18 protein-coding genes are annotated in these 20,195 nt (G+C 67.0%); 5 read left to right on the forward strand and 13 right to left on the reverse strand.

Annotated features, from left to right (window positions below; translation table 11 throughout):
* The first annotated feature begins 3 nt into the window (after window positions 1–3).
* From ACCD07_RS10295 to ACCD07_RS10305, 3 genes are all read left to right on the forward strand, one after another.
* Window positions 4–2,139: a TonB-dependent receptor plug domain-containing protein gene (locus tag ACCD07_RS10295; RefSeq protein WP_413447287.1), complete on the forward strand. Its 2,136-nt coding sequence runs from the start codon at window positions 4–6 to the stop codon at window positions 2,137–2,139.
* Between the two features lie 8 nt (window positions 2,140–2,147).
* The gene (locus tag ACCD07_RS10300) at window positions 2,148–3,269 is read left to right on the forward strand and encodes an acyltransferase family protein (RefSeq protein WP_176653938.1); all 1,122 of its coding nucleotides are present in this window, start codon (window positions 2,148–2,150) and stop codon (window positions 3,267–3,269) included.
* Between the two features lie 83 nt (window positions 3,270–3,352).
* Window positions 3,353–4,423 (forward strand): patatin-like phospholipase family protein, encoded by a 1,071-nt coding sequence (locus ACCD07_RS10305; RefSeq protein ID WP_413447288.1) that lies wholly within the window; start codon window positions 3,353–3,355, stop codon window positions 4,421–4,423.
* Window positions 4,424–4,430: 7 nt separating this feature from the next.
* Here ACCD07_RS10305 and ACCD07_RS10310 read toward each other — a convergent pair whose 3' ends face one another.
* Both ACCD07_RS10310 and ACCD07_RS10315 read right to left on the reverse strand, forming a co-directional pair.
* Window positions 4,431–6,122, reverse strand: a complete 1,692-nt coding sequence (locus tag ACCD07_RS10310) for an FAD-dependent oxidoreductase (protein WP_413447289.1) — start codon at window positions 6,120–6,122, stop codon at window positions 4,431–4,433.
* A 40-nt stretch (window positions 6,123–6,162) separates the two neighbouring features.
* Entirely contained in the window at window positions 6,163–6,522 is a 360-nt protein-coding gene (locus ACCD07_RS10315; RefSeq protein ID WP_176653935.1) for a hypothetical protein, read from the reverse strand.
* Window positions 6,523–6,669: 147 nt separating this feature from the next.
* On the opposite strand from ACCD07_RS10315, the gene ACCD07_RS10320 reads away from it, so the two are divergent.
* A complete protein-coding gene (locus tag ACCD07_RS10320) occupies window positions 6,670–7,758 on the forward strand; it encodes a type II asparaginase (RefSeq protein WP_176653934.1) in 1,089 nt (362 codons plus the stop codon).
* A 63-nt stretch (window positions 7,759–7,821) separates the two neighbouring features.
* Here the strand turns inward: ACCD07_RS10320 and ACCD07_RS10325 are convergent, their stop codons facing one another.
* Complete coding sequence (locus ACCD07_RS10325) at window positions 7,822–8,415, reverse strand: UbiX family flavin prenyltransferase (protein WP_413447290.1); 594 nt, start codon at window positions 8,413–8,415, stop codon at window positions 7,822–7,824.
* Window positions 8,416–8,609: 194 nt separating this feature from the next.
* On the opposite strand from ACCD07_RS10325, the gene ACCD07_RS10330 reads away from it, so the two are divergent.
* The gene (locus ACCD07_RS10330) at window positions 8,610–10,187 is read left to right on the forward strand and encodes a UbiD family decarboxylase (protein WP_413447291.1); all 1,578 of its coding nucleotides are present in this window, start codon (window positions 8,610–8,612) and stop codon (window positions 10,185–10,187) included.
* A 74-nt stretch (window positions 10,188–10,261) separates the two neighbouring features.
* On the opposite strand, the gene ACCD07_RS10335 is transcribed toward ACCD07_RS10330, so the two are convergent.
* The 10 genes from ACCD07_RS10335 to ACCD07_RS10380 all read right to left on the reverse strand — a co-directional run bounded on the left by ACCD07_RS10335 (window position 10,262) and on the right by ACCD07_RS10380 (window position 20,142).
* Window positions 10,262–10,987 (reverse strand): enoyl-CoA hydratase/isomerase family protein, encoded by a 726-nt coding sequence (locus tag ACCD07_RS10335; RefSeq protein ID WP_413447292.1) that lies wholly within the window; start codon window positions 10,985–10,987, stop codon window positions 10,262–10,264.
* Window positions 10,980–13,298 carry a xanthine dehydrogenase family protein molybdopterin-binding subunit gene (locus ACCD07_RS10340; RefSeq protein WP_413447293.1) on the reverse strand — a complete coding sequence of 773 codons (2,319 nt, stop codon included), beginning with the start codon at window positions 13,296–13,298 and terminating at the stop codon, window positions 10,980–10,982. Before ACCD07_RS10340 ends, ACCD07_RS10335 begins: the two co-directional genes overlap by 8 nt.
* Window positions 13,295–13,783 carry a (2Fe-2S)-binding protein gene (locus tag ACCD07_RS10345; RefSeq protein WP_413447294.1) on the reverse strand — a complete coding sequence of 163 codons (489 nt, stop codon included), beginning with the start codon at window positions 13,781–13,783 and terminating at the stop codon, window positions 13,295–13,297. Before ACCD07_RS10345 ends, ACCD07_RS10340 begins: the two co-directional genes overlap by 4 nt.
* A gap of 35 nt (window positions 13,784–13,818) precedes the next feature.
* Complete coding sequence (locus ACCD07_RS10350) at window positions 13,819–14,331, reverse strand: SRPBCC family protein (protein ID WP_176653928.1); 513 nt, start codon at window positions 14,329–14,331, stop codon at window positions 13,819–13,821.
* Between the two features lie 23 nt (window positions 14,332–14,354).
* Complete coding sequence (locus ACCD07_RS10355; RefSeq protein WP_413447295.1) at window positions 14,355–15,155, reverse strand: FAD binding domain-containing protein; 801 nt, start codon at window positions 15,153–15,155, stop codon at window positions 14,355–14,357.
* A 41-nt stretch (window positions 15,156–15,196) separates the two neighbouring features.
* Entirely contained in the window at window positions 15,197–15,955 is a 759-nt protein-coding gene (locus ACCD07_RS10360) for an alpha/beta fold hydrolase (RefSeq protein ID WP_413447296.1), read from the reverse strand.
* The gene (gene fahA / locus ACCD07_RS10365; protein WP_413447297.1) at window positions 15,955–17,289 is read right to left on the reverse strand and encodes a fumarylacetoacetase; all 1,335 of its coding nucleotides are present in this window, start codon (window positions 17,287–17,289) and stop codon (window positions 15,955–15,957) included. The genes ACCD07_RS10360 and fahA overlap by 1 nt, the downstream gene beginning before the upstream one ends.
* On the reverse strand, window positions 17,289–17,816 hold the full coding sequence (locus ACCD07_RS10370; RefSeq protein ID WP_413447298.1) for a VOC family protein: 528 nt from the start codon (window positions 17,814–17,816) through the stop codon (window positions 17,289–17,291). Before ACCD07_RS10370 ends, fahA begins: the two co-directional genes overlap by 1 nt.
* 23 nt (window positions 17,817–17,839) lie before the next feature.
* Window positions 17,840–19,030 carry an FAD-dependent monooxygenase gene (locus ACCD07_RS10375; RefSeq protein ID WP_176653923.1) on the reverse strand — a complete coding sequence of 397 codons (1,191 nt, stop codon included), beginning with the start codon at window positions 19,028–19,030 and terminating at the stop codon, window positions 17,840–17,842.
* A 158-nt stretch (window positions 19,031–19,188) separates the two neighbouring features.
* Complete coding sequence (locus tag ACCD07_RS10380) at window positions 19,189–20,142, reverse strand: LysR family transcriptional regulator (protein ID WP_176653922.1); 954 nt, start codon at window positions 20,140–20,142, stop codon at window positions 19,189–19,191.
* Window positions 20,143–20,195 lie beyond the last annotated feature (53 nt).

The following is a 20,195-nucleotide window of genomic DNA, read 5'->3' on the forward strand; positions in this document are numbered from 1 at the left end:
ACTATGCAGATTCACCATCTTGCCGGCAGTGCGCTGCTGGCGGTGGGCGCTTGCGCCTACGCTTCCGACAACGACGCACCGGAACCGCCACAGGTCAAGGTCACCGCCGCCCGCGCCGACCAGCGCCAGCGCGAGACCACCACCAACATCGTCGTCAACCACGACGACATCATCCGCCAGGGCGACCAGACGCTGGCCGACGTGCTGAAACGCCTGCCAGGCATCAGCATCTCCGGCGTGCCCGGCCAGGGCGGCGCGATCAGCATGCGCGGCCTGGGCAACGGCTACACGCAGATCATGCTGAACGGCGAGCCTGTCGCAGCGGGCTTTTCGCTCGATTCGGTGGCGCCCGAGATGATCGAGCGTATTGAGATCATGCGCAGCACCACGGCGGAATTCAGCAACGCCGCGGTGGCCGGCGCGATCAACATCATCCTCAAGAAAACCGTCAAGCGCGGCCAGCGATCGCTGAGCGCCAGCGTCGCCAGGCAGGCCGGCGCCACCACGCCGGCGCTGTCCGCCACCTTGTCGGACCAGGATGGCGGCTATTCGTACAGCGTCGCCGCCACGTTGACGCGCAAGCGCAACGCTGCGTCGTCGACCGACTGGGAGGAACAGCGCAACACGGCCGGCGAAACCATCCTGCTGCGTCGCACGCCGCAAACCGAATCCGGCCTCACCGATGCGCTGACCATCGCGCCGCGCCTGAACTGGACGTTGGACGGCGGCGATACGCTGACCTGGCTGGGCTTCGCCAACCTGCGCCGGGTCGGGATCCAGCGCCGTGCCGATGAAACGGCGTTGATTGGTGAGCACAGCGAATACCCGCACAACGTCTCCGACTTCGCCGCCAACTTCAGCATGCTGCGCAGCGACTTGAACTGGATGCACCTGCTGGCCAGCGGCGCCAGGCTGGAAACGAAGCTGGGCCTGAGCAGCAACCGCCGCAGCGGCACCTTCGACTTCATTGGCCAGGACAGCGACCTGCAGCCGGCCGGACGCCATCATGTCGACTCCGGGCCGTCCGAAACCAGCATCACCGCCAGCGGCACGTATCGCCACCCGGTCGGCGAACGGCACGCGATCGCGCTGGGCTGGGACGCCAGCCATGCGGCCCGCAGCGAGGACCGCAGCGAAACCCTGTTCGGCCCGGACGGCGTGCAAACCGGCGCCAACAACGCCGACTACCGCGCCACCGTCAATCGCATCGCCTTGTTCGCTCAGGACGAATGGCAGGTCACGGAGCGCTACTCGCTCTATCTGGGCCTGCGCCATGAACGGCTGGACACCGCCAGCCGCGCCACCGCCGCCAATGCGCCGGATGCGCTCAGTTCGCGCTCGCAGGTCTGGAGCCCGTCGCTGCAATCGCGCTACCAGCTGCCGAACAAGGACCTGCTACGGCTGGCCATCAGCCGTACCTACAAGGCGCCGCCGTTGTCCAAGCTGGTCCCGCGCCGCTACACCAACGACAACAACAATAACCAGACCAATCCCGATGAACAGGGCAATCCCTACCTGCGGCCGGAACTGGCATGGGGATTGGATGCGGCATATGAACACTATCTGGGCGAAGGCGCGCTGGTCAGCATCAGCACCTATGTGCGGCGCATCCGCGACGTGACGCTGACGCGCCTGTTCCAGCAGGACGGCGAGTGGGTCGAGTCGCCGTTCAACCAGGGCAACGCCAGCGTGCACGGGCTGGAGCTGGAGGCAAAACTCCCGCTGTCGCCCGCGCTGGACCTGCGCGCCAATCTCTCCCGCAACTGGTCCAGCGTGGACAGCGTGCAGGGGCCGAACAACCGCCTGGAGAACCAGGTACCGTTCACGGCCAACCTTGGCGCCGACTATCGCCTGCCCGGCGCGGCGCTCACCGTCGGCGGAAGCTTGAACTACCAGGCGGGCGGCCCGGTACGGCAATCGCCGTTGCTGGAGATCGGCGGCAGCCCGAAACGGGAGCTGGACCTGTACGCGCTGTGGAAGATGAATGCGAAGACGCAGCTGCGCTTCTCGGCCAGCAACCTGCTGCGCCAGCAAGCCAGCGAGTTCCACGACTATCGCGACGCCGACGGCCGCCGCTACCGCGTCACGCAGACGCCAAGCTATGCCACACTACGCATCCTGATGGAGCATCAATTTTGAACGAATCAATGAGAAACAAACATATCGACGCCCTGCGCGGCGTCGCCATATTGTGCGTGCTGGTGCTGCACTTTACGCTGGCCTACGGCTTGAAAAACAGCCCGCTGGGCGACCTGCTGCCAGCCTGGCTGCTGCGCGCGGCTTACCAGGGCAACTTCGGCGTGACGATGTTCTTCACCGTTTCCGGTTACCTGATTACATCGACGTCGCTGCGGCGCTGGGGCGACCTGGCGAACATCGATATCCGTACATTCTATTTATACCGTTTCGCGCGCATCATGCCCTGCCTGCTGCTGGCGTTGGCGATCATCGTGCCGCTTGGGCTGATGGAGGTGCCCTTCTTTTCCAATTCGGACGGCGGCGTGCACCGGCCGGCCAGCTACTTCGTCGTCGCGGCGGGATCGGTGCTGACGTTCTGGCATAACCAGCTGATGCAAACGGCCGGCTACTTCAACTACTGCCTGAACGTGTACTGGTCGCTGTCGGTGGAAGAGGTGTTTTACCTGCTGCTGCCGGTATTGTGCCTGTTGTTGCGCAGGCAGTGGCTGATCGTGCTGCTGTGCTGTGCCGCCATCGTGGCGGGACCGATCTACCGCAGCCAGCATACCGACAACGAAATCTTCTTCATGTATGGCTATCTGGCCTGCTTCGACGCCATCGCCTTCGGCTGCCTGACCGCACTGTTGGCGCACGGTACGCGACCCAATGCCCGACAAGGCACGGCGCTGCGCTGGATCGGCGGCATCGCGCTGGCGGCGCTGTATTTGCGGGGTATCGAGGGACACGAGGTATGGGGCTTCACGCAGGTGGCGATGGCCAGCGCTGCTTTCCTGTTCGGAAGCGCGGCGCAGCCTGGCAGCGCCACCGTCTCGCGCGCTCCGCGCATCGCCCCGCTGCGCTGGTTCGGCCAGCACAGCTACGAGATCTACCTGTTCCACATCATCGTGCTGGCGGCGATGCGCAACGTGGCGACCAAGGCCAGCCTGAGCTACGCCGCCAGGCTGCCGTGGCTGCTGCTGTTCCTCGGCCTGACGGCGCTGGTAGCCGCCCTCGTCGCCCGCTACGTCTCCGAACCCGCCAACGCGGCACTGCGCCGCCAACAGCGACGGCAGCCATATTTGCAAGGCTAGATCCCTTGCTGTGGTATGGTTTCGCTATGACGCAAGCACAAATTCAATCTTCGCAACAATCGTATAAACCGTATAAACGCTGCATGGTGCTGGGTGGAGGCGGGTTTCGGTTCGGCATCTACATCGGCATGTATGCCGCGCTGCGGCAGGCCGGGCGCGCGCCCGATGTGCTGCTGGCCAGCTGCGGCGGTGCGATCGCCGCCACCATCATCCACAACCTGCCGGATCCGGAGCAGCAACGGGCCTGGCTGTCTTCGCCGGAGATGTACAGCTTCTGGTGCAGCCTGAAATCGACCCGGCGCGCGGCGCTGATCGGCAGCCTGGCGCGCGCCGCCAAGCGCAAGTTGTCGACGGCGCGGGCGCCGGTGATTCCGGACCTGTTCAGCGACTACCTGTTCGAGATTCCAGCGCAGCTGCCCTTCCCGCCAGCCACCGGCACACCGGAGGTGGACATCGCCATCATCGGCGGCAAGCTGCTGTTCGACGAATCGGAAGTGGGCCAGCCGCGCGGCCAGCGCAAGCTGTATGCGGAAACCGTGTTTTGCGGCGAACGCGCCGCCGCCCAGCTGCAGGGCATGGACTCTCCGCTCAGCGACGCCCGCTGGGGCGACCACGCCGTCGCGCGCGAGCTGCTGGTCGACGGCACCGTGCCGATCACCGTCGCCGCCCGCATCTCCATCGCCGACATGATCTACTTCCGCTGCGCGCAATACCAGGGGCAGGAATATATCGGCGGCGTGCTGGACCTGTTTCCGGTCGAAATCGCCCGCCGTCTCGGCACGGAAGTCGTCATGGAATTCAAGGAAGCGTTCGACCAGGTATTCTCGATTCCCGCCTGGCGCACCGTGCTGGGCGTGGACGGCAACGCGCGCCTGCGCTACGCCAACACGCACCTGGCCGACATGCGCATCGATTCGTCGGACGTGTCGGTGGTGCTGGAGAAGCAGCAGTTGCAGCAAAAGCTGGACTGGCGCCGCAACCGCATCGAACTGGCCATGCCGCCGAGCTACGAGACCTTTGTGCAGCACATGACCGACCAGTGGCAGTTCGGCCACGACCGCGCAAGCGAGGCGCTGGGCCGGCCGGCGCGCCAGCATCCGCCGGTCCGCCGCGCCCACCGCCACAGCAAGCCGTTGCGCAGCATAGAACCTTAACTTAACGCTAGTCCGACGCCAGCACCTGGTGCAGCGACTGCACCGCCGCCGAACCTTCGCCGACAGCGGCGGCCACGCGCTTGACCGAACCGCTGCGCACGTCGCCGACGGCAAAGATGCGCGGCCGGCTGGTCTCCAGGAAGTGCGGACTGCGCTCCAGCGGCCACGAGGACGACCCCGATACCTGCGGCCCGGTCAGCACGAAGTTCTTGTCGTCGAGATCGACGCAATCGCCCAGCCACGCGGTGCTTGGCTCCGCGCCGAGGAACAGGAACAGGTGGCGCGCCGGCGCGGTCTTGACCTCGCCGCCGGCCGGCTGCCAGCTGATGCGCTCCAGCCGGTCCTCGCCCTGCAGCTCGACGATCTGCTTGCGGGTATGCAGCGTGATGTTAGGCGCCGCCTCGATGCGCTGGATCAGGTAGCGCGACATGCTGGAGGCCAGGCCGTCGGCGCGCACCACGATGTGCACGTGCTTTGCGTGGCCGGCCAGGAACACCGCCGCCTGTCCGGCCGAATTGCCGCCGCCGACGATCACCACTTCCTCGTTGGCGCAGAACGTCGCTTCCATGAAGGACGCGCTGTAATAGACGCCGCGCCCCTCGAAGCGCTCCAGCCCCGGCAGGTCCGGCTTGCGGTAGCGGGCGCCGGTGGCGATGACAATCGATCGCGCGCGCAAACGCTCGCCGCTGTCGATGGCGATTTCGAAATCCGGGCCTTCGCAATTGACGGAGCTGACCTTGACCGGCACCGCCACCTCGGCGCCGAACTTGCGCGCCTGCGACAGCCCGCGACCGGCCAGCGCCTGGCCGGACACGCCGGTCGGGAAGCCGAAATAGTTTTCGATCTTGGAGCTGGAACCGGCCTGGCCGCCCGGCGCCTTGGCGTCCAGCACGGCCACGCTCAAGCCTTCGGAAGCCGCGTACACGGCCGCCGCCAGGCCCGCCGGGCCGGCGCCGACCACCACCAGGTCGAAGCTGCGGCCGTCGATGTTGTCGGAGCTGAGGCCGATGCTGTCGGCCACCTGGCGCAGCGTCGGCTGGCGCAGCACGTCGCCGGACGGCGTGACCACGGCCGGGATATCGGCTTCGGTGACGCCAAAGCGCTCCATCAGCGCCGCCGTTTCGTCGTGCAGTTCGACGTCGAAGTAGGCGGCCGGCTGGCCGTTGCGGGTCAGGAAATGGCGCAGGATCAGCGTCGCCTGCGAATGGCGCGCGCCGAACACCACCACGCCGCCGGTCTGGTCCTGCATGTAGGCGACGCGGCGCAGGATGTAGGCGCGCATGATGGTCTCGCTCAGCGCCGCTTCCGAGATCACCAGCGTGCGCAGGGCTTCCTCGGGGATGACGATCAATTCGCTGTCGCTCTTCACGCGGCCGGTGGCGACGGCGGCGCGGCCCGCCAGCGTGCCGATCTCGCCGGTGAACATGCCGGGACCGTGGTTGCCGATGACGGTCGAGCCGAGCGCCGAGCCGCGCTCGATTTCGATCGCGCCGGAGATGATGACGTACATCGAGATGTGGCGGTCGCCCTGGCGGAACAGGATGTCGCCGGCGCGGAAGCTGCGGCGTTCGCCGTAGCGGCTGAGCAGCTCGAATTCGCTTTCGCTCAGCGTGGGGAATATCTGGTGGCGGCGGTTGCCGATGTCCGATGATGCGAGATGAGGGCTGGCGCTATTGCCGCTCCCTGGGTTCTGTTCCATGCCGTGTCCTCGTTCAATATGCGGCAATGATAGCGCTTATTCAGCGACAGAGTTGCTGCCACTGCTGCTCGAATTCGGCCGGCGAAACATCCTGCGCCAGCAAGGTCAGGTCGCGCGCGACCGAGATGTAGCGCTGGTAGCCGATGTAGCCGCCAAACGCGTCCTTGGCGTTGACTTCGCCGCATGGGGCGCCGCCCTTGCCGATGAACTGGTTGCGGAACTGCGCCGACGCCGGCTCCCGCACCTTTTCCTTCACATATTTCTCGCCCAGGCTGGTCAGTGTGGCCGCTTCCTCGCGCTGTTTTTCCGCCGCGCTCTTGCCGCAAGCACTCAGGCCCACGGCCAGCAAGGAAGCCAGCACTAACGCCGCGCCCTTGCGCATGGTGTTAGCCAAATCCATAATGTTTTCTCTTTTGTAATTATCTGTAAGCAATTATCTACTATCTTAACAATTTCTGCATAGTCATTAACGCGGCATGGGCTTGCATTGTTGACAGACCACGTATTTGTTATTATCCCAAGCTTTACAGCCTGATCAGGAGATCACATGTCCCACCCGATACCCGCACGGTTCTTCAAGGCGCTGCTGTGCTGCGCATTACTGCTTGGCAGCTATGCCGGGGCGGCAGACAAAGTGGCCGCCCCGCTCGCCCATGTGACCATCCTGGCCACCGGCGGCACCATCGCCGGCAGTGGCGCCACCAGCACCACCACGGTCGGCTACACGGCCGCCACCGTCGGCGTGGACCGCCTGATCGCCGCCGTGCCGGAGCTGGCCAAGGTGGCCCAGGTCAAGGGCGAGCAGGTGTTCCAGATCGCCAGCGAAAACATGAGCAACGAACACTGGCTGACCTTGGCCAAGCGCGTCAACGTGCTGCTGGCCCAGTCCGACGTGGACGGCATCGTCATCACCCACGGCACCGACACGCTGGAAGAAACCGCCTACTTCCTCGACTTGGTGGTCAAGAGCAAAAAGCCGGTGGTGCTGGTCGGCGCGATGCGCCCGGGCACCGCGCTGTCGGCCGACGGCCCGATCAACCTGTACAACGCCGTACTGCTGGCGGCCAGCCAGGAAGCCGTCGGCAAGGGCGTGCTGGTGGCGATGAACGACCAGATCCACGGCGCCCGCGACGTGACCAAAACCAACACCTCGACGCCGGACAGCTTCAAGACGCCGGAATTGGGCATGCTGGGTTACATCCAGGGCAACAAGCCTTACTTCTACCACGCGTCGACCCGCAAGCACACGGTCGACACCGAGTTCGACGTCTCCAAACTGGACGCACTGCCGCAGGTTGATATTTTCTACGGCTACGCCAATGTTAATCCAGTTGCGCTGAACGCGCTGGTGGCCGCGGGCGCCAAGGGTATCATCCACGCCGGCGTGGGCGACGGCAGCCTGGCCGCCAAGGTGACGCCGTCGCTGACGGCCGCCCGCAAGCAAGGCGTAGTGATCGTGCGTTCGAGCCGCGTCGGTCAGGGCATCGTGGCCCGCAACGGCGAAGCCAACGACGACGAGCTGGACTTCGTGGTCTCCGATACGCTGAACCCGCAGAAAGCGCGCATCCTGCTGATGCTGGCCTTGACCAAGACCAGCGACAGCAAGGAAATCCAGCGCATGTTCTATACCTACTGAACGAGGTGGGGAGTTTGAATGCGCCGGAACCGGCGCATGATGAGATATTAGTTTGTTAGTTTGTCACTCCGGGGCCACCTGGCCCCGGGGATCCCAGCGCCTCACCGTCTTCGCGTCGAGGCCGAACAGGTCCAACACCCTTCCCAGCGTATGGTCGACCATCTCGTCGATGCTCTGCGGCCGCGCGTAAAACGCCGGCACCGGCGGATAAATGATGGCGCCCATCTCGGTCACCGCCGTCATGCTGCGCAAATGGCCCAGGTGCAGCGGCGTCTCGCGCAGCATCAGCACCAGCCGCTTGCGCTCCTTGAGCATGACATCGGCGGAGCGCGACAGCAGCGTGCCGGTCATGCCGGTGGTGATCTCCGACATGGTCTTGATCGAGCACGGCGCCACGATCATCCCCGAAACCTGGAACGAACCGCTGGCGATGCTGGCCCCGATGTCGCTGTTGGAGTGGACCACGTCGGCCAAGGCGCGCACCTCGGTCACGCTCAGGTCGCTCTCGTGGGCCAGCGTGACCTGGGCCGACTTGCTCATCACCAGATGCGATTCCACATCAAGCTGGCGCAGCAGCTGCAGCAGGCGGATGCCGTAAACGACGCCGGAGGCACCGCTGATGCCGACGATAAAACGGGGACGGGATGATGGTTGCATGATGGTAGATGTCTGGTAGTTGCAGCGCTGGAGAGCCGATGGTAACAGAGCCAAACAGCCGTGAACGGCGCGGTCAAATTAATTAGTTTTTCTAATTAAGTGATCAGATATTGTTGCTTCAGTTATGTGCCGTAGTGCTTTAGATTGCGATGGTCGACACCTGTCGACACCGATCATGACATACGGAGACAACATTGAGTTCCCATCCCGATTTCAACGCCGCGGAGCAGGCGAGCGCCCTTCCCGACCTGGAGCGTTTCGAACTGCGCCGGTTTGCCGCCGCGCTAGGCGAGGCCGAATTTGAACGCCACGCCGGCCCGGTCGAGCTGGCCGACGTCGCGCGCCTGCTGGAAGGCAACCCGAAAGCGGTCATCTTCGACCGGCCCTCCGGCGCCGGCGACGCCGCCCCGTTCGCGCTGTGCGGCAACCTGGCCGGCAGCCGCAGCCGCCTGGCGGCGGCTTTCGACACCACCTCCGAAAACCTGCTGCAGGAGGTGCTCAAGCGCCTGCGCCGGAAAGCCAGCATCCACCAGGTTGCGCGCGAGGCGGCGCCGGTGCAGCAGGTGGTGCTGACCGGCGACGACTGCGACTTCACCAGGCTGCCGGTGCACCTGCAGCACGGCCTGGACGGCGCCCCCTACATCTCGTCGTCGATCGATTTCGTCATCGACAAGAACACCGGCTGGACCAACGTCGGCGTGCGCCGCCTGATGCTGCGCGGCCGCCGCACCGCCGGCATCGACCTGATCGCGCCGTCCGACCTGCGCGCGATCTACCTTGAACACGCCAACCGCGGCGAACGGCTGCCGATCGCCTTCGCGGTGGGCACCCACCCGATCGACCACGTGGCCGCCACCATGCGCCTGCCGACCGATGAACTGGAACTGCTGGCGTCGCTGCGCGGCGCGCCGCTGGGCGTGGTCAAGTGCGTCACCAACGACCTGATGGTGCCGGCCGACGCACAGTTCATCCTCGAAGGCTACCTCGACGAAAACGGCCACGTCGAGCCGGAAGGTCCGTACGGCGAATTCCTCGGCTACTACGGCGGCGTCAAGCGCAATCCGCTGTTCCACCTGACGGCGATCACGCACCGCCGCGACCCGGTGTTCCAGACCTCGACCATCAGCGGCCGCGACATGGCCTATACCGACACCGCCCAGCTGTGCGCGTTGCGCACCGAGGTGACCGTCTGGCGCGCGCTGGAAGTGGCCGTGCGCGAAGTGAAGGCGGTGTACGCCAGCGCGGCCAACGGCGGCATGTTCAACGTCCGCGTCTCGCTGCAGCAGCGCGTGCCGGGCGAGGCGCGCAACGCCATCGCGGCGGTATTCGCCTGCCTGGCCAACGTCAAGCATGTGTTCGTGGTCGATCCCGACATCGACATCTTCTCCGACGACCAGATGGACTGGGCGCTGGCCACCCGCTTCCAGGCCGACCGCGACCTGGTGCTGCAGGACCGCATGCGCGCCATGCCGCTCGATCCGTCGCTGGCCGGTTCCCACCACACGGCGAAGGCCGGCTTCGACCTGACGCTGCCGTTCCTGCGTCCGGGCATGAACCGTTCGATCGAGCACCGCGTGCCGGCCGCGCCGGTCTTCGACGGCGCGCGCTTCGAGTCGCTGCAGGCGGCGCTGGAACATGGACCAAAGCTGTTCGCGGAACTGATGGCAGCCGTCGGCAGCCGCGACGGCCGCGAAGTGGTCCGCTGGCTGGAAGACACCGGCGCCACACGCGCCATCACGCGCGACGACGAAGGCCGCTACCTGTTCGCCTGAGCGACGCCGTCCCCGTAAAAGCAATGAGCCGCCATCCCCACGCCGGGGATGGCGGCTCATTTTTTTGACGTGCTTTAAAAACGTGTAGAGAGCGCGGTGGCGGCAAGATGGCCAGCCAGCACGCTGGCCGATGCCGGCGCCATGCCGGGGGCCAGCGACAGGAACTGCTTGACGGCGCGCAGTGTCACGGCGCCGTTGCCGAGCATCGTCTGGACCAGCATATCGGCCGCGGCATCGAGTCCGGCGGCCGGCATCACGCTGGCCACCAGTCCGGCCTCGAGCGCCTGCACGGCGCTCAGCGGCATGCGGCTGTAGATCATATGCGCCAGCGTCTTGACCGGCACACGGTCGGCCAGCGCAGCCATCACCAGCGTTGGCGGAATATCGCGCTCCATCTCGGGAATCTGGAACACTGCGTCATCGGCGCACAGCACCAGGTCGGCCACGCAGGCCAGCGCACAACCGGCGCCTATCGCGCGGCCCCGCACTACTGTCAGCACCGGCACGGGCACCGCCTTGATCGCGTCGTACAACGCCAGCGGCGGCAGCGCCACCACCTGGCGCACGGTCTCCGCCGATGGCTTGGTGCCGAGCGTGGGGATAGGCGAATCGCGGCCGGTGCAGAAATCGGCGCCGTCGGCGTCGATGCGCACCAGCTTGACGCCGGGGTCGAGCGCCGCCAGCGCGGCGACGATCAATTCGCCCATGCGGGCCGTCAGCGCGTTGCCCTTGTCGGCGCGTTCCAGGCGTATCGCCAGCACGTCGCCGTCGCGAATGATTTTTACCTGTTCTTTATCCATTTTTCTGTTCCCGGCGTATGTAATTCCAGATCACCGCCGGCGTGGCGGGCATGTCAAGTTCCTGGGCGGCGCCCTCGCCCAGCGCGTCGGCCAGGGCGTTGTAGATGACGGCGGTGGCCGGCGTGATGCCGCTCTCGCCGCCCCCCTTCACGCGCAGCGGATTGCCGGCGGTCGGATCCTCGGAGAATTCAAGCGTCATGCGCGGCACCCGGCCGGCGCGCGGCACGCCATAGTCCATATAGGAGCCCGACAGCACCTGCCCGCTGTCGGGATCGACGTAAAAGCCTTCCGACAGCGCCTGGCCTATGCCCTGCGCCAGCCCGCCGTGCACCTGGCCCTCGACGATCATCGGGTTGATCGGCTGGCCGACGTCGTCCACCGAGATGTAGTGCAGCAGCTCGACTTCGCCGGTGTCGGGATCGACCTCCAGTTCCATCGCGGCCGCCCCGGTCGGGTGCGCGGCCATGCGGCCGTTGAATTCGGCCTCGGCTTCGAGCGGCGCCAGGCCCGCCTCGGCCAGCCGGCGCGCCAGCTCGAACAGGCCGACCCTGTGTTCGCCTGTGCGGAACGTACCGTCGGCGAACGACACCGTGGCCGCATCGACCTCCAGCAGCCCGGCCAGCGCGGCCTTGCCCTGCTCGACGATCTTGGCCGCGCCATGCACCAGCAGCGTGCCGCCCAGCCGCATGCTGCGGTCCGAGTGGGTGCCGCCGCCGACGCTGACAAAGGCGGTGTCGCCGGTGCGCAGGCGTACCGAGTCGACCGGCACGCCCAGCTGCGCCACCACCACCTGCGCGAAGGTCGTCGCGTGGCCCTGGCCCTGGGTCTGGGTGCCGGACACCAGGTCGATCACGCCCTGCGGCAGCACGCGCATCTCGATGCGCTCGCGCGGCGCGCCCACCGGCGCCTCGATGTAGTTGACCAGGCCGATGCCGCGCAGCTTGCCGTGCGTGGCGGAAGCGGCGCGGCGCGCCGCGAAGCCGTCCCAGTCGGCCAGTTCCAGCACACGTTCCATGTTGCCGGCGAAGTCGCCGCTGTCGTAGTTCAAGCCCATCGGGCTCAGGTAAGGCATGGCGTCGCGCCGCACGATGTTGCGGCGGCGGATCTCGACCCGGTCGATGCCCAGCGCGTGCGCGCCGAGATCGAGCAGGCGCTCCATCATGTGGTTGGCCTCCGGCCGCCCGGCGCCGCGATAAGGCGCGGTCGGCGCGGTGTTGCTCAGCACCGCGCTGATGTGCACCGCCGCCACCGGCACGTGGTACACCGTGGTCATGACGCGGGTCCCGTTCGACATCGGCACGTACGACACCGTATGGGCGCCGACGTTGCCTATCCATTCATTGTCGATGGCCAGGATATGGCCGTCGGCGTCGAACGCGATTGCCGCGCGCAGCATCGCGTCGCGGCCCTGGTAGTCGGACAGAAAGGCCTCGCTGCGGTCGCCGGTCCACTTGACCGGACGCCCCACCTCGCGCGCCGCCCACACCACCGCCAGCTGCTCGACATAGAGCGAGCTGCGCGGACCGAAGCCGCCGCCCACGTCCGGGCACACCACGCGCACCTTGTCGGCCGGCACGCGCAGCGCGGCCACCAGGCCCATTTTCTGGCGCACCGCGCCCTGGCTGCCCGAGATCAGCGTATAGCTGCCGGCCTCGGGATCGTAGACGCCGATCGCCGCACGCGGCTCCATCTGGCAGTTGACGACGCGGCTGTTGTGGAATTCGCGCCGCAGCACGTAATGGGCGCCGGCGAAGATGGCGCGCGCCTTGTCGCGGTCGCCCAATTGCGTCTGGAAGCACAGGTTGCCGGGCGCATCGTCGTAGAGCTGGGGAGCGCCGGCGGCCATGGCGGCATCGGCAAGCACCACCGCATCGAGCACGTCGTAATCGACGTCCACCAGTTCGGCGGCGTCGCGCGCCTGCGCTGCGCTGGCGGCGATCACCATCACCACCGCCTCGCCCACGTGGCGCACCTTGTCGACCGGCAGCGGCAGGTGCAGGCGGCTGTAGACGGAGCCGGTCAGCGACTCCCTGAACGCCGGCGCCGTGTGGTCGATGGCGTCGAGCGGCATCGGCACGTGCTGGATGCCCTGGAAACCGGCCGCCAGGTAGTCGTCGCCGGTCAGCACCGCCAGCACGCCAGGCGCGGCGCGCGCGGCGGTGGTGTCGATCGCATGGATGCGCGCGTGTGCGTGCGGCGAGCGCAGGAAGGCGGCATACACCTGGCCATCGACGCTGATGTCGTCGGTGTACTGGCCGTTGCCGGTCACCAGGCGCCGGTCTTCCAGGCGTGGCAGGGACTGGCCGATCATGGCTGTACCTCCAGTTCGGGATACAGCGCGCGGGCAGCATGGCGCACCGACGCGATGATGTTCACATAGCCGGTGCAACGGCAGATATTGCCCTCCAGCGCAGTATGAATGGCCTCGTCGTCCAGCGACGCCGGCTTCTCGCGCAGGAAATAGTCGATCGCCATGATCATGCCCGGCGTGCAAAAACCGCACTGCAGACCGTGGCACTGCACGAAGGCTTCCTGCACCGCGTGCAGCCAGCCATCCCGCTCCATGCCCTCGACGGTGCGCACGCTGCCGCCGCTGGCCTGGGCCGCCAGCACCGTGCACGACTTGACGGCGGCGCCGTCAAGGTTGACCGTGCAGGCGCCGCATTGCGTCGTGTCGCAGCCGACATGGGTGCCGGTCATGCCCAGCTCCCGCCGCAAAAACTCCACCAGCAGCGTGCGGTCCTCGACCTCGCGCTCGACCTGTTGGCCGTTGACCTGTAATTTCACTTGTACCACGTCTCACCTGCCTGTTCTTGATAACTGTCTGTGGCTCAGCCGCGCTGCCACCATTTTTTGGGCGCGCCCTCGGCGGCTGGGGCGTCGTCGACGGCTTCGGCCGGCGGCGCCAGCTGCTCGCTGAAGCGCTTGAAGAATTCGTCCGCCATGCGGTTGGCCACCGACGCCACCAGACGCGACCCCACCTGCGCCAGCTTGCCGCCCACGTCGGCCGTGGCGTCGTAGGTCAGCACGGTGGCGCCGGCCTCCGGCGCATCGGCCAGCGTGACCACGGCCTGCATCTTGCCGAAGCCGGCCACGCCACCCTCGCCCTTACCGGCGATGCGGTAGCCTTCGTTGGCGCGCCGCTCCGACAGCGTCAGGCTGCCCTTGAAGCGCGCCTTGACCGGGCCGACCGCGGCCTGCACCACGGCCTCGTATTCATCCTCGCTGCGCGCGCTGAACGATTCGCAGCCGGGCACGCAGGCTTGCAGCACGGCCGGATCGTTGAGTGCGGCCCACACGGTTTCACGTGAGGCTGCGATGGTTTGGGTTCCGCTGAATTCCATGTTGTCTCCTTGTTCGGCCGCCTCTAGCGGACGGCCAGTGCCGCGACTGCGCGGCGGGTGAATACTTCGACCAGGTTGGCGCGGTAGCGCGCCGGCGTGCGCTCGTCGTCAAGCAGCAGGTCGGGATCGATGTGCAGACCGTCCAGCGCCGCCACGTCGCAGCCGGCGCCCAGCGCCTGCTCGGCCTCGCGCCAGCGGAACACCGACGGCGCGGCGCCGGTGACGGCCAGCCGCACGCGCTCGCCGAAGTCGGCCACGAACACGCCGGCCAGCGCGTAGCCGGACGCCGGGTGGCGGTATTTCCGGTAGGCGGCGCGCTGCGGCAGCGGATACTCGATCGCCACCACCAGTTCGCCCGGCGCCAGCGCGGTTTCGAACATATCGACGAAAAAGTCATCGGCCGGCAACCGACGCGCGCTGGTCACCACGGTCGCGCCCAGCCCCAGCACCGCCGCAGGGAAGTCCGCCGCCGGATCGTTGTTGGCGACCGAACCGCCCATGGTGCCGCGGTTGCGCACCTGCGGATCGGCGATCAGGCCGGCCAGGCAGGCGAGCGCCGGTATCGCCTGCCGCACCACGGCGCTCTCGGCCACCTCCGCATGGCGGGTTGCGGCGCCGATGCGCAGCACGCCGCCTTCCAGTGCGATACCCCTGAGTTCCTCCAGTCGGGTCAGGTCGACCAGGTGCGACGGTGCGGCCAGGCGCTGCTTGAGCGTCGGCACCAGCGTCATCCCGCCCGACAGCGGCTTGGCGTCGGGGTGTTCTTCCAGCAAAGCCAGCGCCTGCGCCAGCGAGTCCGGACGGACGTAATTAAGTGCGTACACGTTGTTCTCCAGTGGCCGCGCGTCGCCGCCGGCCGGCCCGTTCAGGGCTGTTGCAAATAGTTGTCGAGCGCCGCGGCCAGCGCCAGCGGCGTCTCGTGCATCGGATAGTGGCCGCAGCCCTCCAATACTTCGAGCTCGGCGTTCGGATACCAGGCCAGCCAGCTGCGTTCCATTAGCTCGCGTGTCAGGGTCGGGTCGTTGGCGCCGATGAATACCTTGACCGGCGTCGGGTTGCCCTGCACGCGGTCGGAAAAATCCACCATGCCCCAGTCGCGCAGGTAGCCTTCAAACGCCTGCGGCAGGCTTTGCTCCGCCGAGTCCCGCGCCAACCGGCACAGCCAGGCAAACGGCAGCCGCTTGCCGGTCGAGAAGTCGAGGATGAACTGGCGTTGCGCCAGGTCGGTGGCGGCCTTGCCGAACATCGCCAGGCGCTGCTCGTCCATCCGCGAGCCGCAGGCCGGCACCGCGGCGATGGCTGCCATGCGCTCGATGCGTCCGGGACGCGCGGCCAGCAGCACGCGCTGGATCGCCACCCCGCCCATCGAGTGGCCGACCAGCGCGAAGCGCCCCCAGCCCAGGCTGTCGGCCAGCGCCAGCACGTCGGCCGCCGCCTCGTCGAAATTGAACTCGCCATCGAGCCCGCGCGAGCGGCCATAACCTCGGTAGTCGGCGAACACCCAGGTGGCGCGCTCGGGATCGAGTCCGGCCAGGATGCCGGTCCAGTCCTCGGCCCAGCCGAAGGCGCCGCCCAATACCATCACCTTGCGCGAGCCTTGCCCGAACTGCATGTGGCCCAGCATCAGCGGCTCCCGCCGGACAGGTCGCGCGCAGGCTCGATGCGGCCGCGGCACTCGCCAAAGCCGATCGTCACCGCGCCCTTGCGGGTGGCGCGGGCGCGCAGCACGATCTCGTCGCCGTCTTCAAGCGCGGTGCGGAATTCCTCCGGCCCGACTTTCAGCGGATCGGCGCCGGCGTTGGTCAGCTCGGTGATGCAGGCGCGCGCGCCGTCGTCGGCGCCCGAGATCGTGCCGCTGCCGATCAAATCACCCGGGCGCAGGTTGCAGCCATTGCTGGTGTGATGCGCCACCATCTGGCCGAAGGTCCAGTACAGGTTGCGCAGGTGGGTCCTGGTGATGCGCAGCGGACCTTCGCCAGCGGCGCGCCGTGCGGGGGTCGACAGCCAGGCTTCCAGGCCGATGTCGATGCCGCCTTGGGACTGGTCGCGCGGATCGGACAGGTGCGGCAGCGGGTCGGGATCGCCGGACCCGCGCGGCGGCGCTGGCATGCGGAACGGCGCCAGCGCTTCCTGGGTAACGATCCACGGCGAGATCGAGGACACGAAGCTCTTGCCGAGGAAAGGCCCGAGCACCTGCTCCCACCACTGGATGCTCTTGGCCGACCAGTCGTTGAGCAGGCAGTAGCCGAAGATATGTCCGTTCGCCTCGCCCAGCGGGATCGGCTGGCCGAGCTGGTTGCCCTGGCCGACGAACGCGGCCAGCTCCAGCTCGAAGTCCAGCATCGGCGCCGGACCGTATTCCACGGCGCCGGCGGCGTTCTTGTACTGGCCGTGCGGACGCACCACCGGTTCGCCGCTGACGCGGATCGACGAGGCGCGGCCGTGGTAGGCGATCGGCAGCGACTTGAAGGCCGGCGGCAGCGGATCCTTCAAGCCCTTGTAGCGGCCATGGCGTTCGGTGTGATGCAGCGAGGTGAGGAAGTCGCTGTAGTCGCCGATCTCGCACGGCAGCGCCATCGATACCTTGGACATCGGCACCAGGATGCGCTCGCGCTGCGCCAGCACCTGTTCGAGTTGCGGACTGTCGCTGCGCAGCAGGTCAGACAGCGCGGCGCGCAAGGCCGACGCGTGGCGCGGGCCGAGCGCCATCAGCCCATTGAGACTGCCGCCGGCGCAGGGGCGCGCCGCTTCGGCGGCGTCGCCGTCCAGCAGCTTCAGTGCGAGCAGCGCGGCGAGGTCGACGATCTGGTCGCCGATGGCGACGCCGGCGCGGCGCGCGGCACCATCGTCGAAGACGCCGAACGGCAGGTTCTGGATCGGGAACTCGGCGTCCGCGAGATTGGCGCTATCGATCCAGGCGCGGCGCGCCGGATCGTGGGTGGCGTTCAGTTGGATCATCAGTGCACCTCTCGTGCCGGACGCGCCGCTTTTTCAGCGCTCCAGTTGTCGATAGCGCCGCGCGCCTGCCGGCGGAAGCCTTCGTGCATCTGCGGCGTGCCGACCGGCGTGGTGAACTCGAGCCGGAAGCCGTTCGGATCGAAGAAGTAGATCGACTTGACGAAATGATGATCGACCGGGCCGATCACCTCGACACCGGCCGCCTGCAGTCGCGCCTTCATCGTCTCGAGATCGCCCACGCTGTCGACGCGCAACGCGATGTGGTTGACCCAGGCTGGCGTATTGGGCGAAGGCTCGGCGCTGACGTTGTCGCCGAGGTCGAAGAAGGCGATGTTCGAACCGTCCGTCATCTCGAAGAACAGGTGCACGTACGGGCAGTATTCGCCGGTGCTGGGCACGTGGTCGAGGCGGATCACGTGCACCAGCGGCAGGCCGAGCAAGTCCTCGTAAAAGAAGCGGGTTTCTTCGGCATCGCGGCAGCGCCAGGCGAAGTGGTGCAGTCCGCGCACGGCGGGCGTATTGGTCATGATGATCTCCTTGTTGTTTGGGCTTACAGGGGAACGGCGTCGACGTCGTACTGGAACAGCCATTCGTAGCGTTCCTTGACGCGCTCCTCGCTCCATTCCCTGGTGACATAGGCGGCGGCGCCTTCGGCATGCGCCAGCGCCGGGTTGTGGAAGCGTTCGGCGTTGGCGGCCGAGCCGCGCACGATGCGCGCGGTGCGTTCGTGGCGCGCGGCCTCGTAGCGGCGCAGCGCGTCCGGCAGGTCGCCGCCGTACTGCGCCAGCGCGCGCGCCAGGATGTAGCCGTCTTCGAGCGCCATGCCGGCGCCCTGGGCCAGGAACGGCAAGGTCGGATGGCAGGCGTCGCCAAGCAGGGTGACGCTGCCCTTGGACCACTGCGGCATCGGCTCGCGCACCATCAGCGCCCACTTGTACGGCACGTCGATGGCGCGGATCATGGCTTGCACGTCCTCGTGCCAGCCGGCGAAGTCGGCCAGGCATTCTTCGTGGGTGCCGCGCTCGGACCAGGATTCGACTTCCCAGCCACCGCCTTCGACCGCGCCGACGAAGTTGACCAGCTCACCGCCGCGCAGCGGATACTGGATCACGTGCGCGCCGGGACCGACCCAGTTGGAGCCGTACGGTTCGCGCATATGGGCCGGCAGGTCGGCTGCGCGGATCACGCCGCGCCAGGCCATGATGCCGGAGAAGCGCGGCGCATCCGGCCCAAACAAGGCTTCGCGGGTGCGCGAGTGGACGCCGTCGGCGCCGATCACCAGGTCGGCGGTCCAGCTGTCGCCGTTGGCGCCGTGCACGGTGACGCGCCCGTCGTCGTGCTGCTCGTGGCGCTCGACCTTCACGCCGAGGCGGATGGCGTTCGGATTGCGCTGGCGCACGCCGTCGGCCAGCACCGTGTGCAGGTCGGCGCGGTGCAGCGTGAAGTAGGGATAGCCAAAGCGCTCGCGCGAAATGGCGCCAAGGTCGAACAGGGGCCAGGACTGGCCGGTATTCCACAGGCGCACGCGCTTGCCGGCAGGCTCCGAGGCGATTTTTTCAAGCGCCGGCCCCAGGCCCAGGCGGTACAAGACGCCGGTGGCGTTCGAGCTCAGTTGCACGCCGGCGCCGATTTCCTTCAGTTGCGCGGCCTGTTCCAGCACGGTGACGTCGAAGCCCCGGTCGAGCAATGCGCTGGCGGCGGTCAGGCCGCCGAGACCGGCCCCGATGATGATGATTTTCATATGCTGTCTCGCTAATTTTTTATACTGTTTATGAAGGGGCGGACAGGCCCCGTCGCTGAACCAATATAAAGAATCCACATGGAGAGCGGAAGCAAAAAGAATCTATCGTTTAATCGAAAAGCCTAAACAATGAAGACGGCGAACAGCGCCATACGGCCTCAGGCTGCGGCCTTGCCGCGTCCGCGGCCCTTCTTGACGACGCCGGCCTTGGCGATGTAATCCTGCGCCACCTGTTCGAACACGGCCGACAAATGGCCCAGCGTTTCATTGCTGCCGCGCCCCGCCCGCGTGATGCAGTAGAACGGCAGTTCGATGGACGGCACGATCGGGTACAGGCGCACCCTGAAGCGCTGGCAGGCGGCGGCAGAGATCGACGGCACCACGGCCACGCCGAAGCCGGCTTCGGCCATCGCGATCGCCGTTTCCAGATGGCCGACCTGGGTGCGCTTGCCGGTGGTGACGGCGGCCGCGCTGAGGTTTTCCTCGACCATGCGCTGGATCGGCGTCTCGTCCGAAAAACAGATCAGCGGCACGCCCTGCAGCGCGCGCCAGGTGTCCGCTTCGGCGCTGAAATCCGGCCAGTCGGTTTCCTGCATGCCGATGGCGAGCATCAGCCGGGTCGGAAAAATCGGCATGCGCTCGACGCCGGATTCCTTGCGGAAGAACGGACCGTAGGCGGCGTCCAGCGCACCATCCTCGACCATGCGCAGCAGCTCGACCGGTGTGTTGTCGACGACGTCGACCCGCACCAGCGGGTACAGGCTGGCGAAGCGGCTCAACACTGTCGGCATCAGGCTCACGGCGATATGCGGCATGACGCCCACGCGCAGCAGGCGCTGTTCCTCGCGGCCGATCTTGCGCAGCTCCAGCGCGGCGTTCTCGATGGTGGCGACGATGTGGGTGGCGGTGGGCAGGAACATCCGCCCGGCCTCGGTCAGCGCCACCGAGCGCGTGGTGCGGTCGAGCAGGCGGCAGTGCAGCTGGGTCTCGAGCTCGCGGATGATGGCCGACAGCGCCGCCTGCGACAGGTGCAGCCGCTGCGCGGTCTTGGTGAAGCTGGAGGCCTGGGCCACCCCGATGAAGACCTTGAGCTGCCTGAGCGAGAGATTCATGAGTAGTCCGATGAAGCGGGCGCTGCCGCAGATTGCGAAGATCCTATTCTAGC

Source organism: Duganella sp. Dugasp56 (assembly GCF_047304105.1).
GTDB lineage: Bacteria > Pseudomonadota > Gammaproteobacteria > Burkholderiales > Burkholderiaceae_D > Rugamonas > Rugamonas hordei.

What these genes read in the sequence shown, in the direction of transcription:
- ACCD07_RS10380 (WP_176653922.1), bottom strand. Translation starts at nt 20,142, where the DNA reads ATGAATCTCTCGCTCAGGCAGCTCAAGGTCTTCATCGGGGTGGCCCAG.
- ACCD07_RS10350 (WP_176653928.1), bottom strand. Translation starts at nt 14,331, where the DNA reads ATGGAATTCAGCGGAACCCAAACCATCGCAGCCTCACGTGAAACCGTG.
- ACCD07_RS10360 (WP_413447296.1), bottom strand. Translation starts at nt 15,955, where the DNA reads ATGCTGGGCCACATGCAGTTCGGGCAAGGCTCGCGCAAGGTGATGGTA.
- ACCD07_RS10300 (WP_176653938.1), top strand. Translation starts at nt 2,148, where the DNA reads ATGAGAAACAAACATATCGACGCCCTGCGCGGCGTCGCCATATTGTGC.
- ACCD07_RS10340 (WP_413447293.1), bottom strand. Translation starts at nt 13,298, where the DNA reads ATGATCGGCCAGTCCCTGCCACGCCTGGAAGACCGGCGCCTGGTGACC.
- ACCD07_RS10325 (WP_413447290.1), bottom strand. Translation starts at nt 8,415, where the DNA reads ATGCAACCATCATCCCGTCCCCGTTTTATCGTCGGCATCAGCGGTGCC.
- ACCD07_RS10305 (WP_413447288.1), top strand. Translation starts at nt 3,353, where the DNA reads ATGGTGCTGGGTGGAGGCGGGTTTCGGTTCGGCATCTACATCGGCATG.
- ACCD07_RS10375 (WP_176653923.1), bottom strand. Translation starts at nt 19,030, where the DNA reads ATGAAAATCATCATCATCGGGGCCGGTCTCGGCGGCCTGACCGCCGCC.
- ACCD07_RS10315 (WP_176653935.1), bottom strand. Translation starts at nt 6,522, where the DNA reads ATGGATTTGGCTAACACCATGCGCAAGGGCGCGGCGTTAGTGCTGGCT.
- ACCD07_RS10335 (WP_413447292.1), bottom strand. Translation starts at nt 10,987, where the DNA reads ATGGATAAAGAACAGGTAAAAATCATTCGCGACGGCGACGTGCTGGCG.
- ACCD07_RS10310 (WP_413447289.1), bottom strand. Translation starts at nt 6,122, where the DNA reads ATGGAACAGAACCCAGGGAGCGGCAATAGCGCCAGCCCTCATCTCGCA.
- ACCD07_RS10370 (WP_413447298.1), bottom strand. Translation starts at nt 17,816, where the DNA reads ATGACCAATACGCCCGCCGTGCGCGGACTGCACCACTTCGCCTGGCGC.
- ACCD07_RS10295 (WP_413447287.1), top strand. Translation starts at nt 4, where the DNA reads ATGCAGATTCACCATCTTGCCGGCAGTGCGCTGCTGGCGGTGGGCGCT.
- ACCD07_RS10320 (WP_176653934.1), top strand. Translation starts at nt 6,670, where the DNA reads ATGTCCCACCCGATACCCGCACGGTTCTTCAAGGCGCTGCTGTGCTGC.
- fahA (WP_413447297.1), bottom strand. Translation starts at nt 17,289, where the DNA reads ATGATCCAACTGAACGCCACCCACGATCCGGCGCGCCGCGCCTGGATC.